The organism is Mesorhizobium sp. M3A.F.Ca.ET.175.01.1.1, assembly GCF_004791945.1.
Classification (GTDB): Bacteria; Pseudomonadota; Alphaproteobacteria; order Rhizobiales; family Rhizobiaceae; genus Mesorhizobium.
The window spans coordinates 423880-449101 of sequence record NZ_SRTP01000002.1 but is presented as its reverse complement, the minus strand read 5'-3'; the positions used below and the strand labels follow the sequence as shown (position 1 = coordinate 449101).

Sequence of the window (25222 nt, the reverse complement as noted above, 5' to 3'; positions counted from 1 at the left end):
CGACAGTGGTGAAAACCGCTTAGCCCGGCGCGAGCTCCGCGTCGGGCGCTTTGAGTTCCGGGCATCTGCCGGCACCTTGGGTGTCGCCGGCAACGCGGCTTTCCACCGTCCTTGCCATCGCCAGAAGGTCGATGGCCGCTCCGGCCGCTTTCTCGATCGCGCCGACCACCAGATCGGGCGCGATCCAGTCGGGTTTGTGGCCGAGATTGTGGACCCAGACGAGCTCAGCACCAGGGATGTCGCGCTCGAGGCCGACCGAGTGGATCGTGGCGTACACGACCTTGTCGCGATCGCCTGAGATAACCACCGTCGGCGCGCTGATCTCGCGGTAGTGAGGCGAGGCCGTCCGGGTGTATTCATAGAGCTGGGCCACATCGATGGCATTGGCGCGGAAGGCGGACGGCCGCAGCACCAGCGGGATGGCGGCGTTGGCGATATAGCCCTCCGGCACCTTGTTGGGCGAGAAGACGCAGGCCGTCGCATTGCCGAGTTGCAGCATGCCGGCGGGATAGGCGAGCGTCTCGGAAAACAGCCGGCCGACTGCGGGGGTGGCCGTCAGCTTGTAATACCAGGCGGTCGCGCCGCCAGGCCAGGGATGGCTGACGGGCGCCAGGAAGACGAGGCCGAGCGTCTTTTCCGGATGGTTTCGCGCAAAGGCGGTGGTGACCGCGCCGCCAAAGGAATGGCCGACGATGATGGCCTTGGCGAGACCGAGGCGATCCATCAGCGCGGCGATTGTGTCTCCCTGCGCCGCCAGCGTTTCGTTGTTGCCGCGTTCCGACCAGCCGAAGCCCGGCCGGTCGAAAAACAGCATCTCGGCACGGCCTTCGAGCAGCGGCCTGAGCGGCAGCATCTGGTCGTTGAGGTTGGCGCTGGCGCCATGGATGAAAACGACCGGCGGCAGATCGCCGCCGGCGGGAGCCGGGATATGGACGTAGTGGATCCGGGCGCCGTTGATCTCGGTGAACTGACCCACTGGCGGATTGCGGCGCTCAACCACCCAGAGGCCGGCACGGGTAACGCCGGCCAGGGCAAAGACGGACGCGATGAGGAAGAAAAGCGCGGCGAAGATGAGGTTCATGCGAGGAAGTACGAAGATGGGAGGAATTAGTTTTAGGGGAGTAGGGGAGTAGGGGAGCAGGGGAGGTGTTCCGAGCCAATCTACGCTATTCCCTTACTCCCCTATTCCCCTACTCCCTTAAAAGAATCAAATGCCTTCGCCTGCCAGCTCTTCCGAAAGCGCGGAGACCTGGTCCTGGGCGCTGCGCATCATCGGATAGATGGTCAGCACTCTCTGCCAGGCTTCGAGCGCCGATTGCTTGTGGCCGGTCTCGGTCATGATCTGGGCCAGCCCGGAGAGGGCGCCGAAATGGCGCGGCTCGAGCCGCAGCGTGTGATCGATGTCGGACATCGACTTGCCGTAGTTCTTCATCAGGAAATGCACGGTGGCTCGCCGGTTCCAGCCCTCGGCATAGTCCGGCTGCAAGATCACCACCTGGTCGAGAAAATCGAGCGCGACGCCGAATTTCTGGTCTTCCGCCGCCTTTTGCGCCCACCGCATCATCAGGTCGATCGAGGCGCTGCCGGACTGGTTCCACTCGCTCCAGATGCGGCCGGCGATGCGCTCGGCGGCCTTTTCATTGCGCTCGCGCCTGAGGTCGGCAAACAGCTGGTCGAGGCGGCCCTGCCTGGTGGAGGGGACCGGCGGCGGTGTGATGGCCGGTGGCGGCGAGGCCACGGACGGCTGCGTGGGCTGATCCTGCGCCGAAGCAGGCAAGGCAGGGCAGGCGAGGAGCAGGGCGGCGAGAGAAGCAAAAAGAGTCCGCATCGCCGGAATCTAATCCCGGACGGCGGATCGTCAATCTGATTTTAGCGTGAGAGCGCCGGCGAACCGGCAGTCAACATCAGCAAACGCGGCCCGTTGTTTTTTGCGCATGCCGTTTTCCCACTTTTGGGGGACATGCATCAAGCCGCGCGCAAGCCTCAGCCCTGGCGCGCCTTGTAGCGCGGAGCGGTCTTGTTGATGATGTAGATGCGTCCCTTGCGGCGAACCAGCCGGTTGTCGCGGTGACGCGCCTTGAGCGCCTTGAGCGAATTCTTGATCTTCATGGTCTTGCCTGTTTGGTCGGGGCCCGGTCCCGGGCCGAATTTTAAAGGCGCGCCCGAAAAAGCGCGCCTTGTGAACTTGCGTGGCTCTTAAACGAGGAGCCTTGCCTATGTCAACCGCATGGCCGGCTCCTATGCCGCAAATGGCAGGGCTCATCAAATATTCGCCATCGCAACCGCGCGGCATTGCGCGACTCGAAAGCTGCTGGAAAAGTGCCCGCGTGAAGCGATCGGAGTCCACCTTGCGCCCTCTCTTTCTCTCCGCCTGCCTTATCCTCCTTGGAACGGCGCCTGTTGCCTGGGGGCAGGAGTGCGACCGCAGCGACGACAGCCAGTCGATGATGAATATCTGCGCCAATGCCGACTTTCAGACCGCCGACGCCAAGCTCAATGCCGCCTACAAGGATCTGGTCGGCCGCAACGACGAGAAAGCCAACAAGCTGCTGCAAACGGCGCAACGCGCCTGGATCGCCTTCCGCGATGCCGAATGCGCCTATTCGACCGCCGGCAGCGAGGGCGGCTCCATCCATCCGATGGAGGTATCGCAGTGCCTGACGGAGCTGACCAACGAGCGCACCAAGCAGCTGACGTCCGGTCCCAACTGCCAGGAAGGCGATCCAAGCTGTGCCAGCCCGGACGAGGACGAAGATCAGGACATGCAATAGCGCCAGGTCAGGCCCGGCGGCTGATCCGGGTGAAATGGCCCATCTTGCGGCCGGGGCGTGATTCCGCCTTGCCGTAGAGATGCAGCATCAGATCAGGCTCGGCGAGCAGCGCCGGGACCTGCAGCATGTCGTCGCCGATCAGGTTTTCCATCACGCAGTCGCAATGGCGGCTGGGCGCACCCAGCGGCAGCCCGGCGACGGCGCGGATGTGCTGCTCGAACTGCGAGACGAGGCAGGCCGCCTCCGTCCAGTGTCCGGAATTATGAACGCGCGGCGCCAGCTCGTTGGCGAGCAGCGAGCCATCGGCAAGGACGAAGAACTCGACGCCGACGACGCCGACATAGTCGAGCGCCGACAGGATTTTCGCCGCCGCTTCCTTCGCCGCCGCGGCCGTATCCGGCCTGATGGCGGCCGGCAGGGTCGAGCTGCGCAGGATGCCCTCGCGATGGACGTTCTCGGCCGGGTCGTAGGCGGCGATGCTTGCGTCAATTCCACGCGCGGCGATCACCGAAATCTCGCGCTCGAAGGCGACGAGCGATTCGAGGATCAGCGGCACATTGCCCATCGCCTCGCAGGTGCCGGCAAAGCCGCCCGTCTCCATGTTGCGGAAGACGCGCTGGCCCTTGCCGTCATAGCCCATGCGCCGCGTCTTCAAGACGCCGCTGCCGCTGAATTTCTTCAGCGCGGCCGTCAGCTGCTCGTCATTGTCGATGGGACAGAATTCAGCGGTCGGGATGCCGATGCCGTTCAAGAAATGCTTCTCGATCACGCGATCCTGCGCGACTTCGAGCGCGCGGGCCGGCGGGTAGACCGCGACTTTGGTGGCGAGCGTCTCGGCCGCCGCAACTGGGACATTCTCGAATTCGTAGGTGACGACGGCGCTCGCCGCAGCCAGTTCGGCAAGCGCTGCCGGGTTGTCATAGGCGGCGACGATCTGGCGATTGGCGACCTGCGCCGCAGGGCAGTCGACCTGCGGTTCCAGCACGATCGTGCGATAGCCGAGACGAGCGGCGGCCATCGCCAGCATGCGGCCGAGCTGGCCGCCGCCGATGATGCCGATGGTCGATCCGGGGACCAGGCTCACGGCGTATCCGCCGGCTCGGCGGCGACCTTGGCGGTCTGCGCGGCGCGCCAGGCGTCGAGCCTGGCGGCGAGCTTGTCATCGTGGAGCGCAAGCACCGCGGCGGCGAGAAGGGCGGCGTTGGCGGCGCCCGCCTTGCCGATGGCTAAAGTGCCAACGGGAATGCCGGCCGGCATCTGCACGATGGAGAGGAGCGAGTCCTGACCGGAGAGCGCCTTCGATTCCACCGGCACGCCGAAGACGGGCAGCGGCGTCATCGCCGCGGTCATGCCGGGCAGGTGCGCGGCACCGCCGGCGCCGGCGATGATCACCTTGTAGCCGGCCGCCTTGGCACCCTTGGCGAATTCATAAAGGCGGTCCGGCGTGCGATGCGCCGAGACGATCAGCTTCTTGTGCGGAACGCCCAGCGCATCCAGGATTTCCGCCGCCTGGCGCATCGTCGCCCAGTCGGACTGGCTGCCCATGATGATGGCGACGTCGGCATGCTGATCGGTCAATGCATCGCTCCCCGGCGGCAAAGGCGCGCCTTAGCGGAATTCGCCGACAGCCGCAAGGATTGTCGCGGCTGTGGCGCCCCGGGGAGAGTTTAGTCCGGCCAGCGCAGCGCCCCACTCGAATTCTTGCGCGGCGCTTTCATCGCATCCGCCGGGCGGTCCTTGGCAGTCAGTACCGCGCGCAAGCACTCGGCCACGATCTCGGCCTCGCCGGGATGGAGATTGCAGGGGTCGAGGAAGAAGTGGCCGCGTTCGACCTCGTGGTTGCGCACAATGACGGGCGGCGACCCGGCCGCAAGCGCCGAAGCGAGGCCGGCAGCGGTGAAGCGGCTCTCCGGACGCACGAACACCTGCAGGCGGTCGAGTGGATTGGCGGTCGGGTCGGGGATGATCTGAGCGCCTATGCCCGGAATGTCCTGGAGCGCATCCTTCCACAGCTTGAGCGCCGCCTCCTCGCGCCGGCGGATGCCGGCGTGATCGCGCTTCTCCCAGGCCTCGAGCGCCGCCATGGTGCCGGCGATGCTTTCCTTGCCGACCTTCATGGCGCGGGCGACGCCGCGGTTCTGCAAATAGGCGGCGCGCACCAGATCCTTGCGTCCGGTAACGATGCCGCTGGTCGGGCCGCTGAGAAATTTGTGGCCGCTGTAGACGACGATGTCGGCGCCGCGCGCGAGGAAGGCGCGCAGATCGTATTCCGAAGCGGCGTCGACAATCACCGGCACGCCCTTGGCATGACAGATCTCGCAGAACTCCTCCAGCGAGAGCATGCCGTATTGCACCGTGTGGTGAGCGACCACGTAGAGCGCTGCGGCCGTGCGCTCGTTGATCGCTTCGCGTACGTGATAATCCTGCGTGACGCTTACGGTGCCCGCCGGCACCACCTTGGCGCCGGCGACGCGGATCGACTGGTCGATCGGCGCGCCGTAATTGACGATGTGGCCGAGCTGGATGACGACCTCCGACTTCAGCCCTTCGGTGTCGTCCGGCAGCCGCTCGATCGCCAAAAGATTCGTGCCGGTCATGGCGCCTGCGATCGCCATGGTGATGCCGCTGGCGCAGCAGGCGGTGATGAAGCCCGCCTCGCCGCCGGTGAGGCGCGCGACGACCGAGCTCGCGGCGCGCTGCAGATCGTCCATCTCCACCCATTGCGAGGCGATCTCGGCCATGGCGCTGATCGCTTCGGGAACGATGATCGAGGCCCCAAGCGCCGTCATCGTGCCGGAGACGTTGATGATGGGCCTCAAGCCTAGCCTTTCGCGGATCGTGGTGTTGGAGCCGGTGTCGGAATAGGTCTTCATGGCAGCAGATCCTAATGTCAGGCGGCGATCTCGACCACCGCTTCGATTTCAACGGTTATGTTTCCAGGCAGCGAGCCGACGCCGATCGCCGAACGCGCATGGCCGCCGATCTTGTCGAAGACGTCGGCGAAGAGATCGGAGCAGCCATTGACCACTTTGGGGTGGTCGCTGAAGGTCGGCGTCGCATTGACGAAGCCGAGCAGCTTGACGACACGCACGATGCGGCCGAGATCGCCGGCAGCCGCATGCATGACCGCCAGCAGATTGAGGCCGGTGAGGCGGGCGTGCTCATAGGCCTGCTCGACGGTGACGTCCTCGCCGACCTTGCCGGTGCAGAGCGTGCCGTCGGCGCGCAGCGGTCCCTGGCCGGAGAGGAAGATCAGCCGGCCGCTCTCGGCATGGGTGACGAAGTTGGCGATGGGTGTCGGCGGCTCGGGCAGCGTCAGGCCGAGTTCGGCGAGCCGGATGTAAGGCGTCATGGAAGAAGGCTCCTTGGATGGTCTCAGCCATCCGATGTCCACAATGAATGGCTTCGGCCACCCGATGTCAAAAATGCGAGGCGCGGAAACGCGCCAGGAAGGTGCGCAGCCGCTCGTTGCTGGTCTCCGCGGCGAGCACCTCCTTCGGCGGCCCGACGGCGCTCACCCCGCCATCGGCCATGAAGACGATGCGGCTGGAGGCATCGCGGGCGAAGGCCATCTCATGCGTCACCATCACCATGGTCATGCCGTCCTCGGCCAGGCTGCGCACAACGGCCAGCACCTCGCCGACGAGTTCCGGATCGAGCGCCGAGGTGATCTCGTCGAGCAGCAGGATCTTCGGCTCCATGGCCACCGCGCGGGCAATGCCGACACGCTGCTGCTGGCCGCCGGAAAGTTCGGCCGGCAGGCTGTCGGCCTTGTGGGCGAGGCCGACACGGCCCAGCCAATGCTCAGCGATCGAACGCGCTTCCGCATTGCTCTTGCCGCGCACCTTGGTGAGGCCGAGCATGATATTGCCGGCTGCGGTCAGATGCGGGAACAGGTTGAAGCTCTGAAAGACCATGCCGGTCTCGGCGCGCATGGCTGCCAAGTCGCGCTCGCTGCGCCGCTGGCGCGCGCCGGAGTCGCGAGCAGGACCGGGGCGAAAGCCGACCTCCTTGCCGTCGATGCGGATCGAGCCGCTGTCGTAGCTTTCGAGGAAGTTGACGCAGCGCAGCAGCGTTGTCTTGCCGCTGCCGGAAGGTCCGATGACGGTGACCACCTCGCCCTTCGCCACTTGCAGGCTGACCGAGCGCAGAACCGCGACGGAGCCGAAGGATTTCGACACTTCGGCGATATCGAGAAGAGCGGGGCTTGCGTTCGAATTGGCGGCCATCGTCCTATTCCCGAATGAAGGCGAAGCGCTGTTCCAGCCGGCGGCTGGCGTATGAAAGCGCGTAGTTGACGGTGAAATAGAGCAGGGCACCGAGGATATAGAGCGGCATCGCCTCATAGGTGCGGCCGATGACCTGGTTGATGGCCTGCATCAGGTCGGTGATGCCGAGCAGCGAGACGAGCGCGCTGCCCTTCACCGCATCGGTGACGCCATTGATCCATGGCGGCAGGAAGCGACGGAAGGCCTGCGGGAAGATGACGTAGGCAAGGCGCCGGCGGAAGGTGAGGCCGATCGCCATCGCCGCTTCCGACTGGCCCTTCGGGATCGAAGCGACCGCACCGCGCAGATATTCGACCACCTGCGCGGTCTTGAACAGGGTCAGCGCCAGCACAGCGGCCCAGAAGGACTGCAGGTGCACGCCGACCGCCGGCAGGCCGTAATAGACGAAGAAGATCAGCACCAGGATCGGGATGCCGCGAATGGTGTCGCTGAAGATGCGCACCGCCCAGCGCAACGGCGCCGGTCCGTAGACCAGGCCGACGCCGAGGACGACGCCGGCAATCAGCGACAGCACCACGACCAGGAAGGATACCCAGAGCGTCAGAGCGAAGCCCTGGGCGAGGAACGGCAGGGCGTAGGCGATCTGGCTCAGCATCAGCGTGCCGTCCTGTACCAGCGCTCGACCAGGCGGAGCGCGAAGAGCAGGGCGTATCCCGTTACCAGATACATCGCCGTCACCACGAGATAGACCTCGACGATGCGGAAGGTGTTGAAGTTGATCCACTGCGCGCCGTAGGTCAGCTCGGGCACGGAGATGACAGAGGCGACCGAGGTGTCCTTGAACAGCGAGATGAAGGTGTTGGAGAGCGCCGGCAGCGTGATGCGCATCATCGTCGGAAGGCGCACATGCAGCAGACGCTGCCAGGGTGTCAGCCCAATCGCCTTGCCGGCATCGATCTGGCCGCGCGGCACTGCCTCCAAGCCGGAGCGGAACACCTCGACCAGATAGGCGCCGCTATAGAGCGCAAGCGTCGCAACGAAGGAGGTCTGCGCGCTATAGGCGAGGTCGACCACCGTCGGCAGGCCGTAGAAGACGAGATAGACAAGCAGGATCAGCGGCACGTTGCGGATGAATTCGACATAGGCCGCGATGATGCCGCGCACGACGCGCCCGGCCGAGACATACCAGACGGCCAGCACCAGCCCGATGACGATGCCGATGGCGATCGAGATCACGGCAAGCTCGAGGCTGAGCAGCAGCCCGCCCCACAGCTTGTCGAAATGGCGCCAGATCAGGTTGAAGTTGAGCGTGTAGCCCATGCGTCCGTCTCAATGGCCAGCGGCGGATCATCGTCCGCTCGGCCCGTGTCGAGGAGAAACCGACGGAAGGACGTTTCCTTCCGCCGGTTCCGTCTGATGCGCTTGATCAGATGACCGGGAAGCCCGGATGGCGCGGCGGCGGCTCCTGGCCGAAATATTCCTTGAAGGCAGCATCGTAGAGTGCCGTCTCGTGGCCGAACATGGCGATGGTGAAGGTCTGGTTGACGAAGGTCAGCCAGTCGAGATCACCTTGCCGCAGCGCCGCGCCGTAGAGCATCGAGTACCAGCTCTTGCCGGCGTCGAAATATTTCTCGGGGTTGCGCGAGGCGAGCCAGCGCACGGTTGAGAGATCGACCGCCGCGGCATCGACGCGCTTCGATTCCAGCGCCTGCAACACATTGGCCTGGGTGTCGATCTGCATCACCTGCGCCTGCGGCAGGGCATAGTGCACCGAGCTTTCGGCATCGACATTCTGCAGGATCGAGACGCGCGTGGCCGAACCCGCGGCAAGCAGCTTGTCGAAGGTCTTGTTCTCGGCGCCGGGCAGCGTCAGCAGGGCGACGCCTTCGACATAGTATGGCCGCGAGAAATGGATCAGTTGCGAACGCTGCGCGGTCATGGTCATGAACTGGATGGTGATGTCGACCTTGTTGGTGGTCACGTTCGGAATGCGCTGCGCCGGGTCCTGCGCGACGAACTCGACCTTTGTCGGATCGTCGAAAAGACCCTTGGCGAGGATGCGGCCCATGGTGATGTCCATGCCGACCAGTTCGCCGGCGTCGTTCTCGAAATGCCACGGCGCGTTCGTGCTGCCGGTGCCGACAATCAGCTTGCCGCGGTCGAGCGCCGTGCGCAGCACGCTGTCGGACGCGGCTTGCGCGGCCGCCTTCTCGGCACTGATGGCGGTGAGCGCGCCTGCCGTTGCCAGTCCGGCCATTCCCAGCTTCAAAAAGTCACGTCTTCCGGATGCGTCGTTCACGGCGACCTCCCTTCGTGTTGTGTTCCCCTGCGAGCCATACACGCGTCCGTGATCGACAAGCGGTTGTCTCTTACAAGAGACGCATGTATGTTGTACAAGACAATACTAACACCAGGAATCGACAATGCAAGATGGCGAGACGCTGACCGAATGGCAGGCTGGCGGGGCGGACGAGGAAAGGCCGGCCAATTCCCGCGAGAAGGGCATGAATCGGGTGCTCCACATTCTGGAGTTCCTGCATGCGACCCAGCGGGCGATCGGCATCGGCGAGCTGGCAAAGGGGGTGAATGCGCCGCGCTCGACGACCTACACGCTGGTGCGCGACCTGGTGGATGCCGGGCTGCTTGAGATGGCCGGCGACGGCAACCGCGTCTACTTCGGCAAGAAGCTCTATCTCTACGGAATGGCCTATATGCGCGGCAACGACCTGCTGCGGCGCGGCCGCCAGGAGGTCGACACGCTGTCGCGGGAGACCGGGGAGACCTCGGAACTGTGCATGCTGCAGAGCGGCCGCTACACGATCGTCCACTCCAGTCCGGGCACGAGGCCGTTCCGGATCAGCTCGGCCACCGGCCTGCAGATACCGCTTCCCTGGACGGCGTCGGGCAGGCTGCTGCTTGCGGGCCTGGACAGAAGCCGCATCGAAGCGATGATCTCGGACGGCGACCTCGTGCTGCCGGATGGGCGCAAGCTATCGCTCGACGATTTCATCGACGACATCGGCAGGGCGCGCGTCGCCGGCTATTGCGTGACGTCGGGCCTCGTCGACGCCTACACCAAATGCCTGGCGGCGCCGGTCTTTTCGGCACCCGGCAAGGTCGAGGCGACGATGTGCCTGGTGGTTCCGATCGACACGTCGGAAGAACGAACGGGCGAACTGGTCGCGCTGCTGCGCGAACGCGCCGCACGGCTTTCGATCTCCTGATACGGCTGAAGCCGGAGGCGGCTCAGGCGATGATGTCGGGGATGATGCGGTCTTCCAACCTCATCAGCCTGTCCTTCAGGAGCAGCTTCTTTTTCTTCATGCGCTGGATCTGAAGCGGGTCACAGCCTGTGGCGATCATCGCATTGATGGCGGCGTCGAAATCGGCGTGTTCCTGTTTCAGCCGGGAAAATTCTAGGCGTATCTCAGCCTGTTCCTGCTCGGACATTATCTACCGTGTGCAAATGCGACGCCCAAGGGGCCTTGTTGAGCGCGGCCGGTGGGGTTTGTGACCGGCGCGCCGCTGATATCACATTTCACATTGTCGTGGAATGCTACCACGCGGCATTCGACATCGAGATCGGATGGTGGCAGACTGTCATCATGCCGTCACAGTAGCGAGCCTGCGGTGGACGTTGCCTTGTGATGGCTGCAATCGAGGAAACCATGAAAGGGAGAACCAATCATGTCTCTTGCGTCCCATCTTGATGAGCTGCAGCGGAAGCACGGCGACATCGAGCGCGAACTCACCGACGCCATGAACCATCCGTCGGTGGACGACCTCGAAATCGTGAATCTCAAGCGGCGCAAGCTGGCAATCAAGGACGAGATTGAAAAGCTGAAGGCAAAACCGACGGCACACTGAAGCTCCTTTAGGCAACACCCCGCGCCCCTGCGGCGCAGTCCTCCTCCGGTAGCGTCTCAGCCGCCGGAGCTTGGGTTCTTACTTCGGATTTTGGGTCGTTTCGGCTCGGTGGCGTCTTTGGACGCCTCCGGTGCCGTAATTGGGCACATATTCTCAACACCCAGCACTGCGGCCGATTTGCGGGCTTACCTGCCAGTCGGCATTGACAAGCCATCCTTGCTCCTCCACCTCATGCCCGGAACTTCCAGATGAAGGCGGCCGGCATGACCGGATATTTCTCTTCTCCCTTCCCGCGCCGGGCTTCGGTCGGCGTTTCCGTCGGCGGCGTGGTCGTCGGCGGCGGCGCGCCGGTGGTCGTGCAGTCGATGACCAACACCGATACGGCCGATGTCGACCAGACGGTTGCCCAGGTCGCGGCGCTGCATCGTGCCGGCTCGGAGATCGTGCGCATCACCGTCGATCGCGACGAGAGCGCCGCTGCGGTGCCGCGCATCCAGGAGCGCCTGGCGCGGCTCGGCGTCAATGTGCCGCTGGTCGGCGATTTCCATTATATCGGCCACAAGCTGCTCGCCGATCACCCGGCCTGCGCCGAGGCGCTGGCGAAATACCGCATCAATCCCGGCAATGTCGGCTTCAAGGACAAGAAGGACCGCCAGTTCGCGGCGATCGTCGAAATGGCGATCCGATACGACAAGCCGGTGCGCATCGGCGTCAACTGGGGCTCGCTCGACCAGGAGCTCCTGACCCGGCTGATGGACGAGAACCAGGCGCAGGGCTCTCCGCTCACCGCGCAGGAGGTCACGCGCGAGGCGATCGTGCAGTCGGCAATCCTGTCGGCCGAGATGGCGGAAGAGATCGGGCTCGGCCGCGACAAGATCATCCTGTCGGCCAAGGTCAGCGGCGTGCAGGACCTGATCGCCGTCTACACCGAGCTCGCGACGCGCTCGAACCACGCGCTGCATCTCGGCCTCACCGAGGCCGGCATGGGCACCAAAGGCATCGTCGCATCATCCGCCGCCATGGGCATTCTCCTGCAGCAGGGCATCGGCGATACGATCCGCATTTCGCTGACGCCGGAGCCGAACGGCGACCGCACCCGCGAGGTGCAGGTGTCGCAGGAACTGCTGCAGACCATGGGCTTCCGGCAGTTCGTGCCGATCGTCGCCGCCTGCCCGGGCTGCGGCCGCACGACGTCGACGGTTTTCCAGGAACTGGCCCAGAGCATCCAGGCCGATATCCGCAAGAACATGCCGGTGTGGCGCGAGAAATATCCCGGCGTCGAGAACCTCAAGGTCGCGGTGATGGGCTGCATCGTCAACGGTCCCGGCGAATCCAAGCATGCCGATATCGGCATATCGCTGCCGGGCACCGGCGAGACGCCGACGGCGCCGGTCTTCATCGACGGCAAGAAGGCGGCGACCTTGCGCGGACCGTCGATAGCCCAGGATTTCGAGAAGATGGTCGCCGACTATATCGAGCAGAGGTACGGACACGGCAAAGCAGCGGCCGAGTAGGCCGATGCGACGCTTGTTCGGGGCGGCACTGATCCTGACTTGCGCGCTGATGTCGGCCGGTGAGGCGTTCGCCGATCCGCCGCAGTCACATTCGGCCGCCAAAAGGCTGATCGGCCGCGTCTGCGACCTGATCGAGGGCGAGGCCGTCAGGAACGGTCTGCCCAAGGATTTCTTTGCCAGGCTGATCTGGAAGGAAAGCCGCTTCGACCCCAACGCGGTGAGCCCGGTGGGCGCCGAAGGCATCGCCCAGTTCATGCCGGGCACCGCCAAGCTGCGCGGGCTCGCCGATCCCTTCGACATCGGGCAGGCGATTCCGGCTTCAGCGAAATATCTCGCCGAGATGAAGGTCAGCTACGGCAATCTCGGCCTTGCGGCTGCCGCCTACAATGCGGGCGAGAACCGCGTGTCGCGCTGGCTCTCCTCCGGCGGCTTCCTGCCGATGGAGACGGAAAGCTATGTCTTCGACATCATGGGCGAGCCGGTCGACAAGTTCTCGGACACCGCCTACGACGGCACCATCCGGCCACTCGATCCGAAGATGAGCTTCGCGGTCGCCTGCCGCAGGCTGCCGGTGATCATGTCGCAGACCGTCGCCATGGCGTCGATCAACGTCAAGCCATGGGGCGTGCAGGTGGCCGGCAATTTCCGGCGCTCGGCGGCGATCGGCCAGTGGCTCAGGGTGCGCGGCCGCTTCCCGGCGCTGCTTGCCAACCACGATCCGGTGGTCAGCCGGGTGCGCACGCCGATCGGCCGGCGCGGCATCTATGCGGTCAGGATCGGCGCCGATACGAGGGCCGAGGCCAACGGCATCTGCAATAAGCTGCACGGCGTCGGCGGCGCCTGCGTGGTGATGCGCAACCGGTAGGACGCCTGCGACAAAATATTAGAAACGCTGTCGAAGGAACTCGGCGGTGGGTCGTCGGTCGCCTCCTTCAGAAGCGCCTCACGCTCTCTTCGCTGCCACCGTTTCGCTGAGCCAGGTGCCGATCTTGGCGCCGAGGCGGTCGGGCGAGACCGGCTTCGGCAGATAGTCGTCCATGCCGGCCTCGATGCATTTTTCGCGGTCGCCCTTCAGCGCATGCGCGGTGACGCCGATGATCGGCGTATGGCCGCCATTCTGCTGCTCGATGGCGCGGATGGCGCGCGTCGCCTCGTAGCCGTTCATCTCCGGCATCGAGACATCCATCAGCACCAGCCGCGGCCGCAGCGAGCGGTACATCTCTACCGCCGTGCGGCCATTGCCGGCGATGCGGTAGCTGAGACCAAGGCCGTTGAGGATCTGGCCGAAGACCAACTGGTTCACCTCATTGTCCTCGGCGATGAGGATGTCGATCGGGCCGCCCGGGGCGACGGTCTCCGGAGCCGAGGGCACCGAAACCGCCGGGCCGCGGATGACGGTAAAGGCCGGGGGCGCGGCCTGAATCGCAACCGGCTCGCGCACGAAATGCGCCCTGCCGGCCTGCGTGCGCGCCTTCTGGATGGCGGAGATCACGGTGCCGAGCAGCACCGCCGAGCGCGCCGGCTTGGTGAGATGGGCGGCAATGCCGAAATCGATCACCATCCTGCCGAAATCGATCTGGTCGACTGAGGTCAGCAGCACGACCGGAATGCCGGCGAGGCGACTGTCGGCGGCAATCGCCTTGGCGACATCGGCGCCGTTCATGCCGGGCATCTGGTAATCGAGGATGATGCAGTCGACCGAAGCGCCCAATTGGCAGGCACGGTCGAGGAAAGCGAGGCCCACAGCGCCGCTTTCGGCCGCCGCACAGTCGAAGCTCCAGCTTCTCAGCTGTTCCAGCAGGATTTCGCGGTTGACCGGATTGTCGTCGATGACCAGCACACGCGCGCCGGTGACATCCACCGGCACGATCTCGTCGCGCGCATCCTGGTTGTGCGCCGGCAGCGGCACGGCGAACCAGAACACGGAACCACGCCCGATCTCGCTTTCGACGCCGATCTTGCCGCCCATCAGGTCGACGAGGCGGGCGGCGATCGCAAGGCCGAGGCCGGTGCCTTCGTGGCGGCGGGTCGAGGAGCCGTCGACCTGCGCGAACTTCTCGAACACGCTTTGCAGCTTCTCGGCGGGGATGCCGATGCCGGTATCCTCGACGCGCACCTTGAGCTGGACCACGCCGTCGACGACATTGCCGCCGACATCGATCAAGACATGTCCCTTCTCGGTGAACTTCACCGCGTTGCCGAGCAGGTTGGTGACGATCTGGCGGAAACGTCCGGCATCGCCGACGACGAAGCCCGGCAGGTGCGGGTCGACGCGCACGATGAGCTCGAGGTTCTTCTCGGCGACGCGTGCCGACACCAGCGTCGCCACGTCCTCGACCGCTTCGGCAAGACGGAACGGGGCGGGGTCGAGTGTGAGCTGGCCGGCATTGATCTTCGAGAAGTCGAGGATGTCGTTGATGATGGTGAGCAGCGCATTGCCGGATTTGACGATGACGTCGGTGAAGGTCTTCTGGCGCGGCGTCAGCTCGGTCTTGGCGAGAAGCTCGGCCATGCCCAGCACGCCGTTCATCGGCGTGCGGATCTCATGGCTCATATTGGCGAGGAACTCGGACTTGGCGCGGTCGGCCGCCTCGGCCTTGAACAGCGATGCAGCGGTCTCGGCGAAGGCGCGGCGGATCGCCCTTTCCATCGGCCGGAAGATCCAGAACGCGGCTATGGCGAGCACGGCGAACAGAAGGCCGCTCGCCCACAAAAGCAGCCGGTCGCTGGAGGCGTCGGCGAGGTGGCGCTCGTCATCGAGCGCGGTGCGCACGCGCACCAGCATCGGCTGGGCGAACAGGTCGTTCTGGTTGCGGATCTCGCGGTAGCTCCACTCATCGACCTTCTGCGCCGTCGACATAAGATTGAAGTTGCGCACCATGTCGCGTGCCGACCAGAACAGATCGCCGTTCACCGAAGCGGACTCGAGCGCGTTGACCGTGTTCTTCGACAGGCGCGGCCTGATAGCGGCAAGCTCCGCCGTGAGAATATTGATCTCGCTGGTCAGGCGTTCGGAATGGCCGCGCGCGGCCGTGGTCAACGCGTCGCGTGTCTCGGCTCGCCAGGCAGTGCTGGTCGTCTCGGCAAAATTGGTGGCGTTGCGCAGGTCGCGCGCGAAGATGACGAAATTGCCGCTGAGCGTATCGACGTCGTGGCGGAAGGAGTTCACGCGATTGAGGGCGAACATCACGGCGGCGGAAGCCAGCGCGAAGATCAACAGGCCCGAGACATAGCGGACCCGGATCGACCGGAGGAAGGAGGAATATTCCGGCATGCGCAACCCCAACCAATACGCATCATTTGAATGGTCGGGATTACGCTTGATTTACATTAAGATTTCGTTCGCGCTGCCGCCTCTCCTGCCTCCCAATTCAAGGCTTCTGGGCACCATCAATCCGCCGCCAGGGGAAACTCGTTGGCGATGGTGACGTGATGGTGAATGCGGCCTTCGAAATATTTGGCCAGCACTGCCTCGGTCGCCGCCCGCGACTCGGCCCGTACCGGGCTGGCGAGAGCCGCGTCGACAGCTGCCATGTCGCGATAGTTGATCGCCAGGATCAGCGGGAATTCCGGCGCGCCATCGTCGCGTTTCTCGGCGAAGCTGACGCGCACATCGAGCGCACCCGGGAAAGCCTTCCACTTCGGCAGGATGGTCTCGATCACGTCCCTGCGGAACGCCTCGATCTGGCCTTGCTTGACCTTGCCCTCAAACAGCGCATAGCGGGTGATCATGTGTTCTTCTCCTCGTCGTTGCGCCGGAAAAATTCCATCAAAGCAGCCTGATCCTCGCCACCCAGTCCGGCGGCCGTCAGCAGGCGATGCACCTCGGCGCAGAGCGCCGTCAGCGGCATGGCCGTATGTGTGCGCCGCGCCAGATCCTGCGCGGCGTTGAGATCCTTCACCATGTTGTCGATGCGGCCGGTGCGGCGGTAGTCGCGGGTGGCGAAGCGCGGCAGGTATTCCTGCAGGATGGCGCTGTCGGCGCGGCCGCCCTTCAACGCCTGCGGGATCTTCAGCGCGTCGACGCCGGCGTCGAGCGCCAGCCGCGTCGCCTCCGCCACGGCCATGAAATTCAGCGCGCAGAGCACCTGGTTGATCAGCTTCGTCGTCTGCCCCGCACCGGCCGGGCCCATATGCGTGTAGTTGCTGGCGACATGGCGGAGCACCTTGTGCGCGTCCGCCACATCTTCCGCCTTGCCACCGGCCATCAGCGTCAACTCGCCGACGAGGGCTTTCGGCGCCCCGCCCGAGAGCGGAGAGTCGACCCAGCGCAGACCCTTTTCGCCGGCGTCCACCGCCAGCTGGCGCGTGGCGTCAGGGTCGATCGACGACATGTCGACGATCAGCGTGCCGGGCTTCGCGCCGGCGGCGACGCCGCCATCGCCGAACACGGCGCGGCGTACGATCGCCGCGGAATTAAGGCTGAGGATGACGAAGTCGGCCGCAGCGGCGGCCGCGGCCGCACTGGCCGCGGCGCTGGCTCCCCTGGCAACCAGCGTTTCCACCTTGGCGGTGTCGAGGTCGAACACGAAGAGCCGGTTGCCGGTGGCAAGCAGGCGTTCGCCGATCGCTCCGCCCATGGCGCCGGCGCCGATGAGCGCGACTATGTTGGTCATGACGGCCGCTCCTCAAATCTGGACGTTATGTCCGCGACAATCTTTTCGAGCGGCGCGTCGATCGCGACCGTGATCGCATTCTCGTCTTTGCCCGGCACCTCCAGCGTCGCGAACTGGCTGTCGAGGAGGCTGGTCGGCATGAAGTGGCCGGTGCGCTCGTGCATGCGCCGCGAGATCAGTTCGCGCGACCCCTCGAGATATACGAACAGCACCGGCGCACCGGCCCGCTCGGTGATGAAATCGCGATAGGCGCGCTTGAGCGCCGAACAGCCGACGATGACCGGTGCGGGCTGCCGCCTCAGCGTTTCGCCGACCTTCGCCAACCACGGCCACCTGTCGGCGTCGTCAAGCGGAATGCCGGCGCTCATCTTGGCGATATTGGCCTCGGGATGCAGCTTGTCGCCATCCACAAAGGTTGCGGCGATCGCGCGGGTCAGCGCTTCGCCGATGGTCGTCTTGCCCGACCCGGTGACGCCCATGACCACCATGCGCGGCGGCGGGTCAGATCGAAGCCGTGATGCCGCCGTCGACATAGAGAACATGTCCATTGACAAAGGATGATGCCTCGGAGGCCAGGAAGACGCAGGCGCCGACAAGCTCCTCGACCCTGCCCCAGCGGCCGGCCGGCGTGCGCTTTTCGAGCCAGGCGCTGAAGGCCGGGTCGGCGACAAGGGCGGCGTTGAGCGGGGTGTCGAAATAGCCGGGCGCAATCGCGTTGCACTGCAACCCGTGCCTGGCCCAGTCGGTCGCCATGCCTTTGGTCAGATTTCCGACCGCGCCCTTGGTCGCCGTATAGGGCGCGATGCCCGGGCGGGCGAGCGCCGTCTGCACGCTGGCGATGTTGATGATCTTGCCGCGGCCGCGCCGGATCATGTGGCGCGCCACCGCCTGGCCGACGTGGAAGACGCTGGCGATATTGGCCTGCAGCAGGCGCTCGAACGCGTCGGCGGGAAAATCCTCGAGCGGCGTGCGGAACTGCATGCCGGCATTGTTGACCAGGATGTCGATCGGACCGTGGGCCTGCTCGAACGCGTCGATCGCGGCCCGGACCCCCTCATGGTCGGTCGCATCGAAGGCGAGTGTGAGTGCATGGGGGATTTGAGCGGCCGCGGCAGCGAGCTTCGCCGGGTCGCGGCCGTTCAGGATCACCCTGGCTCCGGCGTCGGCAAGGCCCTTGGCCAGGGCAAAACCGATGCCTTGCGAGGAGCCGGTGACGAGCGCCATGCGCCCGGTGAGATCGAACAGAGTGGATGACATTTTTCCAATTGCCTCTCGTCGCTGAGCGCCTTATGTTATCGATAACATCTTCTGTCAAGTCAAGCGGAGCGAAAAACCGATGCAGCGGCCTCACATCCTTCAGGTTGGACCCTATCCCGCGTGGGACGAGGCGCCGCTCAATGAGGCCTTCGTGGTGCATCGCTATTTTGCCGCCGACGACAAGCCGTCCTTCCTCGCCGAGATCGGTCCGCAGGTGCGCGCCATCGCAACCCGCGGCGAACTGGGCGCGAGCCGCGCCATGATCGATGCCTGCCCCTCGCTGGAGATCGTCTCCGTCTACGGCGTCGGTTTCGATGCGGTCGATCTCGCCGCATGCCGGGAACGGGGCGTCCGCGTCACCAACACGCCCGACGTGCTGACCAACGACGTCGCCGATCTCGGCATCGCCATGATGCTGTGCCTGTCGCGCGGCATGATCGGCGCCGAGCGCTGGGTGCGCGACGGCAGTTGGGCAGCGAATGGGCTCTATCCGCTCAAGCGCCGCGTCTGGGGCCGGCGGGCCGGCGTGCTCGGGCTCGGCCGCATCGGCTACGAGGTGGCCAAGCGTCTTGCCGGGTTCGGCATGGACATCGCTTATAGCGACGTCGCGCCGAAGGACTTCGCTCCGGATTGGGAGTTCGTCGCCGATCCGGTCAAGCTGGCCAGGCGTTCGGACTTCCTGTTCGTGACGCTGGCGGCGTCGGCCGCGACGCGCCACATCGTCAACGGCGAGGTGATCGCAGCGCTGGGCGAGGACGGCATGCTGATCAACATCTCGCGCGCCTCCAACATCGATGAGGAAGCGCTGCTCGACGCGCTCGAGAAGAAGGTGCTGGGTTCGGCCGCGCTCGACGTCTTCGAAGGCGAGCCCAAGCTCAATCCCCGCTTCCTGGCGCTCGACAACGTGCTTTTGCAACCGCACCATGCGTCCGGCACCGTCGAAACGCGCAAGGCGATGGGCAAGCTGGTGCGCGACAATCTTGCCGCTCATTTCGCCGGCGAGCCGCTGCTGACGCCTGTGCTCTAGACATGTTTTGCGCGTTTCGAGGCAAACCGTTGCGCGCCTTTTCATGAACTGCTCGAGGAGTTCGCTCATCATGAAGTCAATCGTCATCCACGCCGCCAAGGACCTTCGTATCGAGGACCGGGCCGTCGAGGACGCGGATTCGGGCCAGGTGCTGCTGCGTCTTGCCGTCGGCGGCATCTGCGGCAGCGACCTGCACTACTACAATCACGGCGGCTTCGGAACGGTGCGCCTGAGGGAGCCGATGATCCTCGGCCATGAGGTATCGGGAGTCATCGAAAAGATCGGTCCCGGCGTCAGCGGGCTGGAGACCGGGCAACTGGTCGCCGTCTCGCCGTCGCGGCCCTGCTACACCTGCCGCTATTGCCGGGAAGGCATGCACAACCAGTGCCTCAACATGCGCTTTTATGGCAGCGCCATGCCGTTCCCGCATATCCAGGGGGCGTTCCGCGAAATGCTGGTAGCGGACGCGATACAATGCGTTCCGGCCGATGGGCTGACCGCCGCCGAGGCGGCGATGGCCGAACCGCTGGCGGTGTGTCTGCATGCAACGCGCCGGGCCGGCGAGATGCTGGGCAAGCGCGTGCTGGTCACCGGCTGCGGACCGATCGGCCTGCTGTCGATCCTGAGCGCGCGGCGCGCGGGCGCCGCCGAGATCGTCGCCGTCGACATTGCCGATTTCACGCTGGCGATGGCGATGCGCGCCGGCGCCGACAAGACCATCAACACCCGAACCGATCCGGATGGGCTCGCGCCCTATCTTGCCGACAAGGGAACATTCGATGTCCTTTACGAATGTTCGGGCGCGGCGGCGGCGCTGGCGCAAGGCATCTCGGCGCTGCGCCCGCGCGGGACGATCGTCCAGCTTGGCCTTGGCGGCGGCGAAATGGCGCTGCCGATGACGGCGATCACCACCAAGGAACTGTCGCTGCACGGCTCGTTCCGCTTCCACCCCGAACTCGCCGTCGGGGTCGAACTGATGCGCAAGGGGCTGATCGACGTGAAGCCGCTGATCACCCACACGGTGGCCTGCGGCGAGGCGCTGTCCGGCTTTGAGCTCGCCAACGACCGCAGCCAGGCGATGAAGGTCCAGATCGCTTTCGCATAGGCGGCGGCGATGCGTTGCAATCCGATGTGATATCGATAACGTACGGCCATGCAGTCTTCGCCAAAACGCCCGACCATGGCCGATGTCGCGCATCGCGCCAATGTCTCGACCATGACCGTCTCGCGCGCTTTCAAGCGCGACGCCTCGGTCAGCGCCGACACGCGCGACCGCATCCTCAAGGCCGCGGAAGAGCTCGGCTATGTCTTCGACAGCATTGCCGCCAACCTGTCGTCGCGGCGGTCGGGTTTCGTCGCGGTGACGATCCCTTCGATCAACAATGCCAACTTCGCCGACACGGTGCGCGGCATGACCGAGGGCCTGCGCGACAGCGGGCTGGAGATCCTGCTCGGCTTCACCGATTACAATGTCGAGGAGGAAGAGCGCCTGGTCGGCCAGCTGCTGCAGCGGCGGCCGGAAGCGATCATCGTCACCGGCGGGCGGCATACGCCGCGCTGCCGCAAGATGCTGGCCAATGCCGGCGTCCCGGTGGTGGAGACCTGGGACCTGCCGGCCGATCCGATCGGCCATGTCGTCGGTTTTTCCAACGCGGAGGCCGGGCGCCTGATGGTCGATCATTTCGTCGAACGCGGGTACTCGAGGCTCGGCTTCATCGGCGGCGACACCTCGCGCGACACGCGCGGCCTGGACCGTCGGCGCGGCTTCGTCGCGGCGCTGCAGGGCCGCGGGCTCGATGCGTCGCGCGTGATTGCGTCCGGCGTGCCGCCGATCTCGATGCGCGAGGGCGCGGCCGCCATGGTCGAGATGATCTCGCGCTGGCCGGACACACAGGCGGTGATGTGCGTGTCGGACCTTTCGGCCTTCGGCGCGCTGATGGAGTGCGTGCGGCGCGGCATCCGCGTGCCGGAGGATGTCGCGATCGCCGGCTTCGGCGCCTATGACCTTGCCGAGCAGTCGGTGCCGCCGATCACCACGATCGATGTCGGCGCCCACGAGATCGGCGTGCGTGTCGCGGAGCTGGTGCTCGACCTGCTCAGTGGACGCCGCGCGGCCGACGATCGGGTGGTGGTCGGCATGACGCCCAAGGTGATCGTGCGCCACACGGCCTGAGCTTGGGAAAAACAAACGGCCGGCGGTGACCGCCGGCCGCTCGCTTGTCCTGCGAATGGCGCTTACTTGCCCCAGATCTCCTTGTATTGGTCGCGGTAGCCGTTGCCCGGGTCGAAGCGGTTGTCCGGGCCGCCGTCGAATTCGACATTGTCCGAAGTCACGACATGCAACGGCGAGATGTAGCCCGACCATTTCTCGCCGGCCATGGCGCGGTTGAGCTCGTCGACGAGCTGCCAACCCTGCAGATTCAGCGGCTCGGCCACCGTCACCTTCTGGAACTGGCCGGAGCGGATGCGCTGGTAGGCAGATTCGGAGCCATCGCCCGCCGCCACGTTGATCGGCGCGTCGGTGCCCGACTTGCCGGCCGCCGCCAGCGACGGTCCCATGAAGTCGAAATAGAGGTCGTTGATCGCCAGCGAATGCGTCCATTGACCGCCGTATTTCTGCAGCAGCGAGGTGGTGAGCTGCGGCATGCGCTGCGAGGTCTCGGCGATCGGCGTGTCGACATATTCGAGCACCTTGCCGCCGAGATCCTCGATCTCCTTCTTCATTCGATCCGCCTTGGCGATGGCGATCTGGTAGGTGGAATCGGTGAAGATGATGACGCCGGGCTTGCCCTTGGCGTCGACAAAGGCCCAGTCGGCGGCGGCCTTCGACACTTCCATCGGATCGGTCGAGACATTGGCGATGATGCCGAGATCGTCGATCGGTCCGACGGTCGGCGCGGCATGCCATGCCGCCATCGGGATCTTGGCGGCCCTGGCCTGCTCCATCGCCGGCTTCTGCTCCACGGCATCGAAGCCGTTGATGATGATGCCGTCGGGATTGAGCGCCAGCGCCTGGCCGAAGGCCGCGGTGCGGCCGCCGATCGAGCCGGCGCCGTCAAGCGTCTTGACCGTCCAGCCGAGCGCAGCAGCGGCTTCCTCGACGCCCTTGGTGACGCCGAGGATGCCACCGTTCTTCATGTCGGCGCCGAGCACGACGATTGTCTTGCCGGCAGCGCCCTTCGGTCCGGTCGTCGGTCCATCCCACTTCTCGACCTTGCTGGCGTATTTGTCGACGACCGCCTTGGCGTCGGCCATCGGGTCGGCCAGGCTCGGCGAGGCAATGCCGAGCGCCAGGCAGGCGACGCCAAGCTGAAGGACTGTTCTGCGCTGCATATCGTTTCTCCCATTAAGCGTTGTTGGATGTCGTTGTCGGTTGGCTAGTGGCTGGTTGGCTGGTGGATGCGGGGGGCGGCACGACCGCGCCGCGGCGGCGCTGCGCGTAACCGGCAATACCGATCGCGACCAGCAGCGTGACGCCATTGAACAGCGGCTCGACCCAGAACGAGCCGCCGAACTGCTGGATGCCGGAAATGCCGACGGCGAGGATGACGACGCCGACGATCGTGCCCCAGACGTTGACGCGGCCGGGCTTTATGGTGGTCGAGCCGAGAAACGCGCCGACCAGTGCCGGCAAGAGGTATTCGAGGCCGACGCTGGCCTGGCCGATCCTGAGTTTGGACGCCAGGAGCACGCCGCCAAGCGCGGTCAGCGCGCCGGAGGCGACGAAGGCGCCCATGACGAATTTCTGCACCGGAATGCCGTTGAGCGCTGCAGCCTTCGGATTGGCGCCGATGGCGTAGAGATAACGGCCGAGCGGCATGTATTCGAGCACCAGCCACATCACGAGTGCCAGCGCGACCACGTAGTAGCCGGTGATCGGCAGGCCGAACAGCATCGTGCCGTTGAGCGAGAGGAAGCCGTCGGGAAGCACGCCGACGACCTGACGCCCGCCCGTGTACCACATGGCCAAGGCATAGAGCACGGTGCCGGTGCCGAGAGTGGCGATGAAGGAATCGATGCGTGCCACCTCGACCAGCAGGCCATTGATGAAGCCGGTGAGCACGCCGAGCAGGATGACGATCAGCACGGCAAGCGTCCAGGGCACGCCGAAGGCGGTCTGCAGGCTGATGGCGAGGATGTGCCACAACACGATGCCGTAGCCGACCGTCAGGTCGATGCGTCCCGAGGCCATCGGGATCATCGCCGCCAGCGACAGGAGCGCGATGATCGCCTTGTCGGAAATGATCGAGCGCAGGTTGAGCAGGGTCGGGAAGGTCCGCGGCAGGAGCAGCGAGAAGAGCAGGATCAAAAGCAGCGTCAGGATCGGCAGACCGTAGACCGGCAGGTAGCGCGCCGCTTTCTGGCTGGCGCTCAGGCCCGAGAGTTCCGAGCGGGTCGGCTCCAGCGCCGTCGATTTGATCGAATTCATGGATCCTCCTCAGGCTGCCTCGGATACGGACGCGGCGCTGATGAGCGCAGCCGTCGTCAAGGCATCGCCGGCCAGTTCGCGCACGATGCGGTTATGCGAGAAGACCAGTGCGCGATGGCAGATATGCGCGACCTCCTCGAAATCGGTGGAGACGACGATGACCGCCAGCCCGGCTTCGACGGCGGCCGCGATCAGCCGGTAGATTTCGGCCTTGGCGCCGACATCGACGCCCGCCGTCGGGTCCTCGGCGATCAAGAGCTTGCGTTCCGTCGCCAGCCAGCGGCCGACCACCACCTTCTGCTGGTTGCCGCCGGACAGCGCCTCGATCGGGAGATGCGGGTCGTTGGGCCGCAGCCCCAGCCGGGTGCCGAGCTCCCGCGTTAGCTCACTCTCCCGCGCCGGCTTCATAAAGGAGAAAAGCCCGCGGCCGATGGCCGACGGGTTGAGGTACATGTTCTCGCGCACGGAGAGCGACAGCGCCACCGACTCCTCGGTGCGGTCGCGCGCAATCAGCCCGACGCCGGCGGCAAGGGCCGCGCCGACCGAGGACAGGTCGAGATGCTTGCCGTCGAGCAGGACGGTGCCCTCGAAGTGCTCGGCACCGAACAAGGCGCGGCCGACGGCTTCCTGCCCGGCGCCGCGCAGGCCGACTAGGCCAAGCAGTTCGCCGGACCGGGCCTCGAAGCGGATGGGGCCGACGCTCCCGCAGGTGAGATTTTCCACCTTGAGCCGCTCCGGCCCCTCCTGCCAGCGCGACTTGGCGAACATCTGGTGCGCCGGGCGGCCGACGATGAGGTCGACCAGTTCCTGCGGCGTGGTCTCGGCGACCGGCTTGACCGCGACCATGCGACCGTCGCGCATGACCGCAACCCGGTCGGCGATGCGGAACACCTCGTCCAGCCGGTGCGAGACATAGATCATGCCGACGCCGCGCTCGCGCAGCGGCCGCAGCGCCTCGAACAGCCGCTCGACCTCGTCCGCCGGCAGGCTGGCCGTCGGCTCGTCGAGCACCAGGACATCCGCTTCCGTGGCCAGGGCGCGGGCGATGGCGACCAGCGACTTTTCGGTTCGCGACAGATCCTGGACGCGTGTCGCCGGATCGAAAGCGCAGCCGACCAGCGCCAGCGCGCGCTCGGCGCGGCGTTCGGTGTCGCGCCAGTCGATCAGGCCGGAACGGCGCGAGAAACCCTGCGCCATGCCGACATTCTCGGCCACCGTCATCCATTCGATCAGACCGAGGTCCTGATGGATGAAGGCGACCTTCTGTGGCAGGCTGGGGCTCGGCGGGCGATGATGATAGTCCTCGCCGCGAAACCGGATCGTGCCCTGGTCGCGCTTGTGGATGCCGGCGAGCGTCTTGATCAGCGTCGACTTGCCGGCGCCGTTCTCGCCAAGCAGCGCGACGATCTCTCCCTCGTGAATGTCGAGCGACACCGACTTCAACGCCAGCGTACCGCCGAAGCGCTTGGAGATGTCGATGAATTCGATGAGCTTGGGCCGCATTTTTGGCTC

Annotated in this window: 28 protein-coding genes; 8 read left to right on the top strand and 20 right to left on the bottom strand. The window is 65.4% G+C overall.

Translation table 11 applies throughout. The features are described 5' to 3' along the window. Nucleotides 1–19 precede the first annotated feature (19 nt). The 3 genes from EN818_RS06845 to ykgO all read right to left on the bottom strand — a co-directional run bounded on the left by EN818_RS06845 (nt 20) and on the right by ykgO (nt 2109). Nucleotides 20–1081, bottom strand: coding sequence for an alpha/beta hydrolase (locus EN818_RS06845; RefSeq protein WP_129553668.1), 1062 nt, complete (start codon nt 1079–1081; stop codon nt 20–22). A 126-nt stretch (nt 1082–1207) separates the two neighbouring features. Further along, nucleotides 1208–1828: a hypothetical protein gene (locus EN818_RS06840; protein ID WP_095804645.1), complete on the bottom strand. Its 621-nt coding sequence runs from the start codon at nt 1826–1828 to the stop codon at nt 1208–1210. A gap of 155 nt (nt 1829–1983) precedes the next feature. Further along, the gene (ykgO, locus tag EN818_RS06835) at nt 1984–2109 is read right to left on the bottom strand and encodes a type B 50S ribosomal protein L36 (RefSeq protein ID WP_040974291.1); all 126 of its coding nucleotides are present in this window, start codon (nt 2107–2109) and stop codon (nt 1984–1986) included. A gap of 239 nt (nt 2110–2348) precedes the next feature. On the opposite strand from ykgO, the gene EN818_RS06830 reads away from it, so the two are divergent. After that, nucleotides 2349–2771 carry a lysozyme inhibitor LprI family protein gene (locus tag EN818_RS06830; protein WP_095804945.1) on the top strand — a complete coding sequence of 141 codons (423 nt, stop codon included), beginning with the start codon at nt 2349–2351 and terminating at the stop codon, nt 2769–2771. Between the two features lie 7 nt (nt 2772–2778). Here the strand turns inward: EN818_RS06830 and EN818_RS06825 are convergent, their stop codons facing one another. The 8 genes from EN818_RS06825 to EN818_RS06790 all read right to left on the bottom strand — a co-directional run bounded on the left by EN818_RS06825 (nt 2779) and on the right by EN818_RS06790 (nt 9257). Next, nucleotides 2779–3855 carry a 5-(carboxyamino)imidazole ribonucleotide synthase gene (locus EN818_RS06825; RefSeq protein WP_095804644.1) on the bottom strand — a complete coding sequence of 359 codons (1077 nt, stop codon included), beginning with the start codon at nt 3853–3855 and terminating at the stop codon, nt 2779–2781. Beyond that, complete coding sequence (gene purE, locus EN818_RS06820) at nt 3852–4349, bottom strand: 5-(carboxyamino)imidazole ribonucleotide mutase (protein WP_095804643.1); 498 nt, start codon at nt 4347–4349, stop codon at nt 3852–3854. The genes EN818_RS06825 and purE overlap by 4 nt, the downstream gene beginning before the upstream one ends. A gap of 89 nt (nt 4350–4438) precedes the next feature. After that, the gene (locus EN818_RS06815; protein ID WP_095804642.1) at nt 4439–5644 is read right to left on the bottom strand and encodes an aminotransferase class V-fold PLP-dependent enzyme; all 1206 of its coding nucleotides are present in this window, start codon (nt 5642–5644) and stop codon (nt 4439–4441) included. A gap of 17 nt (nt 5645–5661) precedes the next feature. Continuing rightward, a complete protein-coding gene (locus EN818_RS06810) occupies nt 5662–6123 on the bottom strand; it encodes a RidA family protein (RefSeq protein WP_010911960.1) in 462 nt (153 codons plus the stop codon). 67 nt (nt 6124–6190) lie between these two features. Beyond that, nucleotides 6191–7000: an amino acid ABC transporter ATP-binding protein gene (locus EN818_RS06805; RefSeq protein WP_095804641.1), complete on the bottom strand. Its 810-nt coding sequence runs from the start codon at nt 6998–7000 to the stop codon at nt 6191–6193. Nucleotides 7001–7004: 4 nt separating this feature from the next. After that, nucleotides 7005–7655, bottom strand: coding sequence for an amino acid ABC transporter permease (locus EN818_RS06800; protein ID WP_095804640.1), 651 nt, complete (start codon nt 7653–7655; stop codon nt 7005–7007). Then, nucleotides 7655–8320 carry an amino acid ABC transporter permease gene (locus EN818_RS06795; RefSeq protein WP_095804639.1) on the bottom strand — a complete coding sequence of 222 codons (666 nt, stop codon included), beginning with the start codon at nt 8318–8320 and terminating at the stop codon, nt 7655–7657. The genes EN818_RS06800 and EN818_RS06795 overlap by 1 nt, the downstream gene beginning before the upstream one ends. A 106-nt stretch (nt 8321–8426) precedes the next feature. Continuing rightward, nucleotides 8427–9257: a transporter substrate-binding domain-containing protein gene (locus tag EN818_RS06790; protein ID WP_207210082.1), complete on the bottom strand. Its 831-nt coding sequence runs from the start codon at nt 9255–9257 to the stop codon at nt 8427–8429. Nucleotides 9258–9423: 166 nt separating this feature from the next. Here EN818_RS06790 and EN818_RS06785 point away from each other — a divergent pair, with 166 nt between their 5' ends. After that, nucleotides 9424–10224: an IclR family transcriptional regulator gene (locus EN818_RS06785; protein WP_095804637.1), complete on the top strand. Its 801-nt coding sequence runs from the start codon at nt 9424–9426 to the stop codon at nt 10222–10224. 22 nt (nt 10225–10246) lie between these two features. On the opposite strand, the gene EN818_RS06780 is transcribed toward EN818_RS06785, so the two are convergent. Continuing rightward, a complete protein-coding gene (locus EN818_RS06780) occupies nt 10247–10450 on the bottom strand; it encodes a YdcH family protein (RefSeq protein ID WP_095804636.1) in 204 nt (67 codons plus the stop codon). Between the two features lie 237 nt (nt 10451–10687). Here EN818_RS06780 and EN818_RS06775 point away from each other — a divergent pair, with 237 nt between their 5' ends. The 3 genes from EN818_RS06775 (at nt 10688) to EN818_RS06765 (ending at nt 13246) form a co-directional block, all read left to right on the top strand. Then, entirely contained in the window at nt 10688–10867 is a 180-nt protein-coding gene (locus EN818_RS06775) for a YdcH family protein (RefSeq protein WP_095804635.1), read from the top strand. A gap of 263 nt (nt 10868–11130) precedes the next feature. Then, on the top strand, nt 11131–12381 hold the full coding sequence (ispG, locus tag EN818_RS06770) for a flavodoxin-dependent (E)-4-hydroxy-3-methylbut-2-enyl-diphosphate synthase (protein WP_095804944.1): 1251 nt from the start codon (nt 11131–11133) through the stop codon (nt 12379–12381). 49 nt (nt 12382–12430) lie between these two features. After that, nucleotides 12431–13246 carry a lytic transglycosylase domain-containing protein gene (locus EN818_RS06765; protein ID WP_245420297.1) on the top strand — a complete coding sequence of 272 codons (816 nt, stop codon included), beginning with the start codon at nt 12431–12433 and terminating at the stop codon, nt 13244–13246. Nucleotides 13247–13324: 78 nt separating this feature from the next. Here the strand turns inward: EN818_RS06765 and EN818_RS06760 are convergent, their stop codons facing one another. From EN818_RS06760 to EN818_RS06740, 5 genes are all read right to left on the bottom strand, one after another. Then, a complete protein-coding gene (locus EN818_RS06760; RefSeq protein ID WP_095804633.1) occupies nt 13325–15655 on the bottom strand; it encodes a response regulator in 2331 nt (776 codons plus the stop codon). A gap of 116 nt (nt 15656–15771) precedes the next feature. Beyond that, a complete protein-coding gene (locus tag EN818_RS06755; protein ID WP_095804632.1) occupies nt 15772–16113 on the bottom strand; it encodes a hypothetical protein in 342 nt (113 codons plus the stop codon). Continuing rightward, nucleotides 16110–16997 carry an NAD(P)-dependent oxidoreductase gene (locus EN818_RS06750; protein ID WP_129553670.1) on the bottom strand — a complete coding sequence of 296 codons (888 nt, stop codon included), beginning with the start codon at nt 16995–16997 and terminating at the stop codon, nt 16110–16112. The genes EN818_RS06755 and EN818_RS06750 overlap by 4 nt, the downstream gene beginning before the upstream one ends. Beyond that, nucleotides 16994–17530, bottom strand: a complete 537-nt coding sequence (locus EN818_RS06745) for a gluconokinase (RefSeq protein WP_129553671.1) — start codon at nt 17528–17530, stop codon at nt 16994–16996. Before EN818_RS06745 ends, EN818_RS06750 begins: the two co-directional genes overlap by 4 nt. Continuing rightward, nucleotides 17499–18254, bottom strand: a complete 756-nt coding sequence (locus tag EN818_RS06740; protein ID WP_129553672.1) for an SDR family oxidoreductase — start codon at nt 18252–18254, stop codon at nt 17499–17501. The genes EN818_RS06745 and EN818_RS06740 overlap by 32 nt, the downstream gene beginning before the upstream one ends. Nucleotides 18255–18333: 79 nt before the next feature. Between EN818_RS06740 and EN818_RS06735 the strand changes: the two genes are divergently transcribed. From EN818_RS06735 to EN818_RS06725, 3 genes are all read left to right on the top strand, one after another. After that, entirely contained in the window at nt 18334–19281 is a 948-nt protein-coding gene (locus EN818_RS06735; RefSeq protein ID WP_129553673.1) for a 2-hydroxyacid dehydrogenase, read from the top strand. A gap of 70 nt (nt 19282–19351) precedes the next feature. Next, entirely contained in the window at nt 19352–20386 is a 1035-nt protein-coding gene (locus EN818_RS06730; RefSeq protein ID WP_129553674.1) for an L-idonate 5-dehydrogenase, read from the top strand. A 48-nt stretch (nt 20387–20434) separates the two neighbouring features. After that, nucleotides 20435–21454, top strand: coding sequence for a LacI family DNA-binding transcriptional regulator (locus tag EN818_RS06725; RefSeq protein WP_165349980.1), 1020 nt, complete (start codon nt 20435–20437; stop codon nt 21452–21454). Between the two features lie 62 nt (nt 21455–21516). Here EN818_RS06725 and EN818_RS06720 read toward each other — a convergent pair whose 3' ends face one another. From EN818_RS06720 to EN818_RS06710, 3 genes are read right to left on the bottom strand one after another with little or no spacing between them, the layout of a single operon-like run. Next, entirely contained in the window at nt 21517–22614 is a 1098-nt protein-coding gene (locus tag EN818_RS06720; RefSeq protein ID WP_129553675.1) for a substrate-binding domain-containing protein, read from the bottom strand. Between the two features lie 13 nt (nt 22615–22627). Beyond that, complete coding sequence (locus EN818_RS06715; RefSeq protein WP_129553676.1) at nt 22628–23710, bottom strand: ABC transporter permease; 1083 nt, start codon at nt 23708–23710, stop codon at nt 22628–22630. Between the two features lie 9 nt (nt 23711–23719). Further along, the gene (locus EN818_RS06710) at nt 23720–25213 is read right to left on the bottom strand and encodes a sugar ABC transporter ATP-binding protein (protein ID WP_129553677.1); all 1494 of its coding nucleotides are present in this window, start codon (nt 25211–25213) and stop codon (nt 23720–23722) included. Between the last annotated feature and the right edge of the window lie 9 nt (nt 25214–25222).

Bases quoted from the DNA above. Each gene is read 5' to 3' on its own strand.
- EN818_RS06845 (WP_129553668.1), bottom strand. From the start codon at position 1,081: ATGAACCTCATCTTCGCCGCGCTTTTCTTCCTCATCGCGTCCGTCTTT.
- EN818_RS06840 (WP_095804645.1), bottom strand. From the start codon at position 1,828: ATGCGGACTCTTTTTGCTTCTCTCGCCGCCCTGCTCCTCGCCTGCCCT.
- ykgO (WP_040974291.1), bottom strand. From the start codon at position 2,109: ATGAAGATCAAGAATTCGCTCAAGGCGCTCAAGGCGCGTCACCGCGAC.
- EN818_RS06815 (WP_095804642.1), bottom strand. From the start codon at position 5,644: ATGAAGACCTATTCCGACACCGGCTCCAACACCACGATCCGCGAAAGG.
- EN818_RS06810 (WP_010911960.1), bottom strand. From the start codon at position 6,123: ATGACGCCTTACATCCGGCTCGCCGAACTCGGCCTGACGCTGCCCGAG.
- EN818_RS06805 (WP_095804641.1), bottom strand. From the start codon at position 7,000: ATGGCCGCCAATTCGAACGCAAGCCCCGCTCTTCTCGATATCGCCGAA.
- EN818_RS06800 (WP_095804640.1), bottom strand. From the start codon at position 7,655: ATGCTGAGCCAGATCGCCTACGCCCTGCCGTTCCTCGCCCAGGGCTTC.
- EN818_RS06795 (WP_095804639.1), bottom strand. From the start codon at position 8,320: ATGGGCTACACGCTCAACTTCAACCTGATCTGGCGCCATTTCGACAAG.
- EN818_RS06790 (WP_207210082.1), bottom strand. From the start codon at position 9,257: ATGGCCGGACTGGCAACGGCAGGCGCGCTCACCGCCATCAGTGCCGAG.
- EN818_RS06785 (WP_095804637.1), top strand. From the start codon at position 9,424: ATGCAAGATGGCGAGACGCTGACCGAATGGCAGGCTGGCGGGGCGGAC.
- EN818_RS06780 (WP_095804636.1), bottom strand. From the start codon at position 10,450: ATGTCCGAGCAGGAACAGGCTGAGATACGCCTAGAATTTTCCCGGCTG.
- EN818_RS06775 (WP_095804635.1), top strand. From the start codon at position 10,688: ATGTCTCTTGCGTCCCATCTTGATGAGCTGCAGCGGAAGCACGGCGAC.
- ispG (WP_095804944.1), top strand. From the start codon at position 11,131: ATGACCGGATATTTCTCTTCTCCCTTCCCGCGCCGGGCTTCGGTCGGC.
- EN818_RS06765 (WP_245420297.1), top strand. From the start codon at position 12,431: ATGTCGGCCGGTGAGGCGTTCGCCGATCCGCCGCAGTCACATTCGGCC.
- EN818_RS06760 (WP_095804633.1), bottom strand. From the start codon at position 15,655: ATGCCGGAATATTCCTCCTTCCTCCGGTCGATCCGGGTCCGCTATGTC.
- EN818_RS06755 (WP_095804632.1), bottom strand. From the start codon at position 16,113: ATGATCACCCGCTATGCGCTGTTTGAGGGCAAGGTCAAGCAAGGCCAG.
- EN818_RS06750 (WP_129553670.1), bottom strand. From the start codon at position 16,997: ATGACCAACATAGTCGCGCTCATCGGCGCCGGCGCCATGGGCGGAGCG.
- EN818_RS06745 (WP_129553671.1), bottom strand. From the start codon at position 17,530: ATGTCGACGGCGGCATCACGGCTTCGATCTGACCCGCCGCCGCGCATG.
- EN818_RS06740 (WP_129553672.1), bottom strand. From the start codon at position 18,254: ATGTCATCCACTCTGTTCGATCTCACCGGGCGCATGGCGCTCGTCACC.
- EN818_RS06735 (WP_129553673.1), top strand. From the start codon at position 18,334: ATGCAGCGGCCTCACATCCTTCAGGTTGGACCCTATCCCGCGTGGGAC.
- EN818_RS06730 (WP_129553674.1), top strand. From the start codon at position 19,352: ATGAAGTCAATCGTCATCCACGCCGCCAAGGACCTTCGTATCGAGGAC.
- EN818_RS06725 (WP_165349980.1), top strand. From the start codon at position 20,435: ATGCAGTCTTCGCCAAAACGCCCGACCATGGCCGATGTCGCGCATCGC.
- EN818_RS06720 (WP_129553675.1), bottom strand. From the start codon at position 22,614: ATGCAGCGCAGAACAGTCCTTCAGCTTGGCGTCGCCTGCCTGGCGCTC.
- EN818_RS06715 (WP_129553676.1), bottom strand. From the start codon at position 23,710: ATGAATTCGATCAAATCGACGGCGCTGGAGCCGACCCGCTCGGAACTC.
- EN818_RS06710 (WP_129553677.1), bottom strand. From the start codon at position 25,213: ATGCGGCCCAAGCTCATCGAATTCATCGACATCTCCAAGCGCTTCGGC.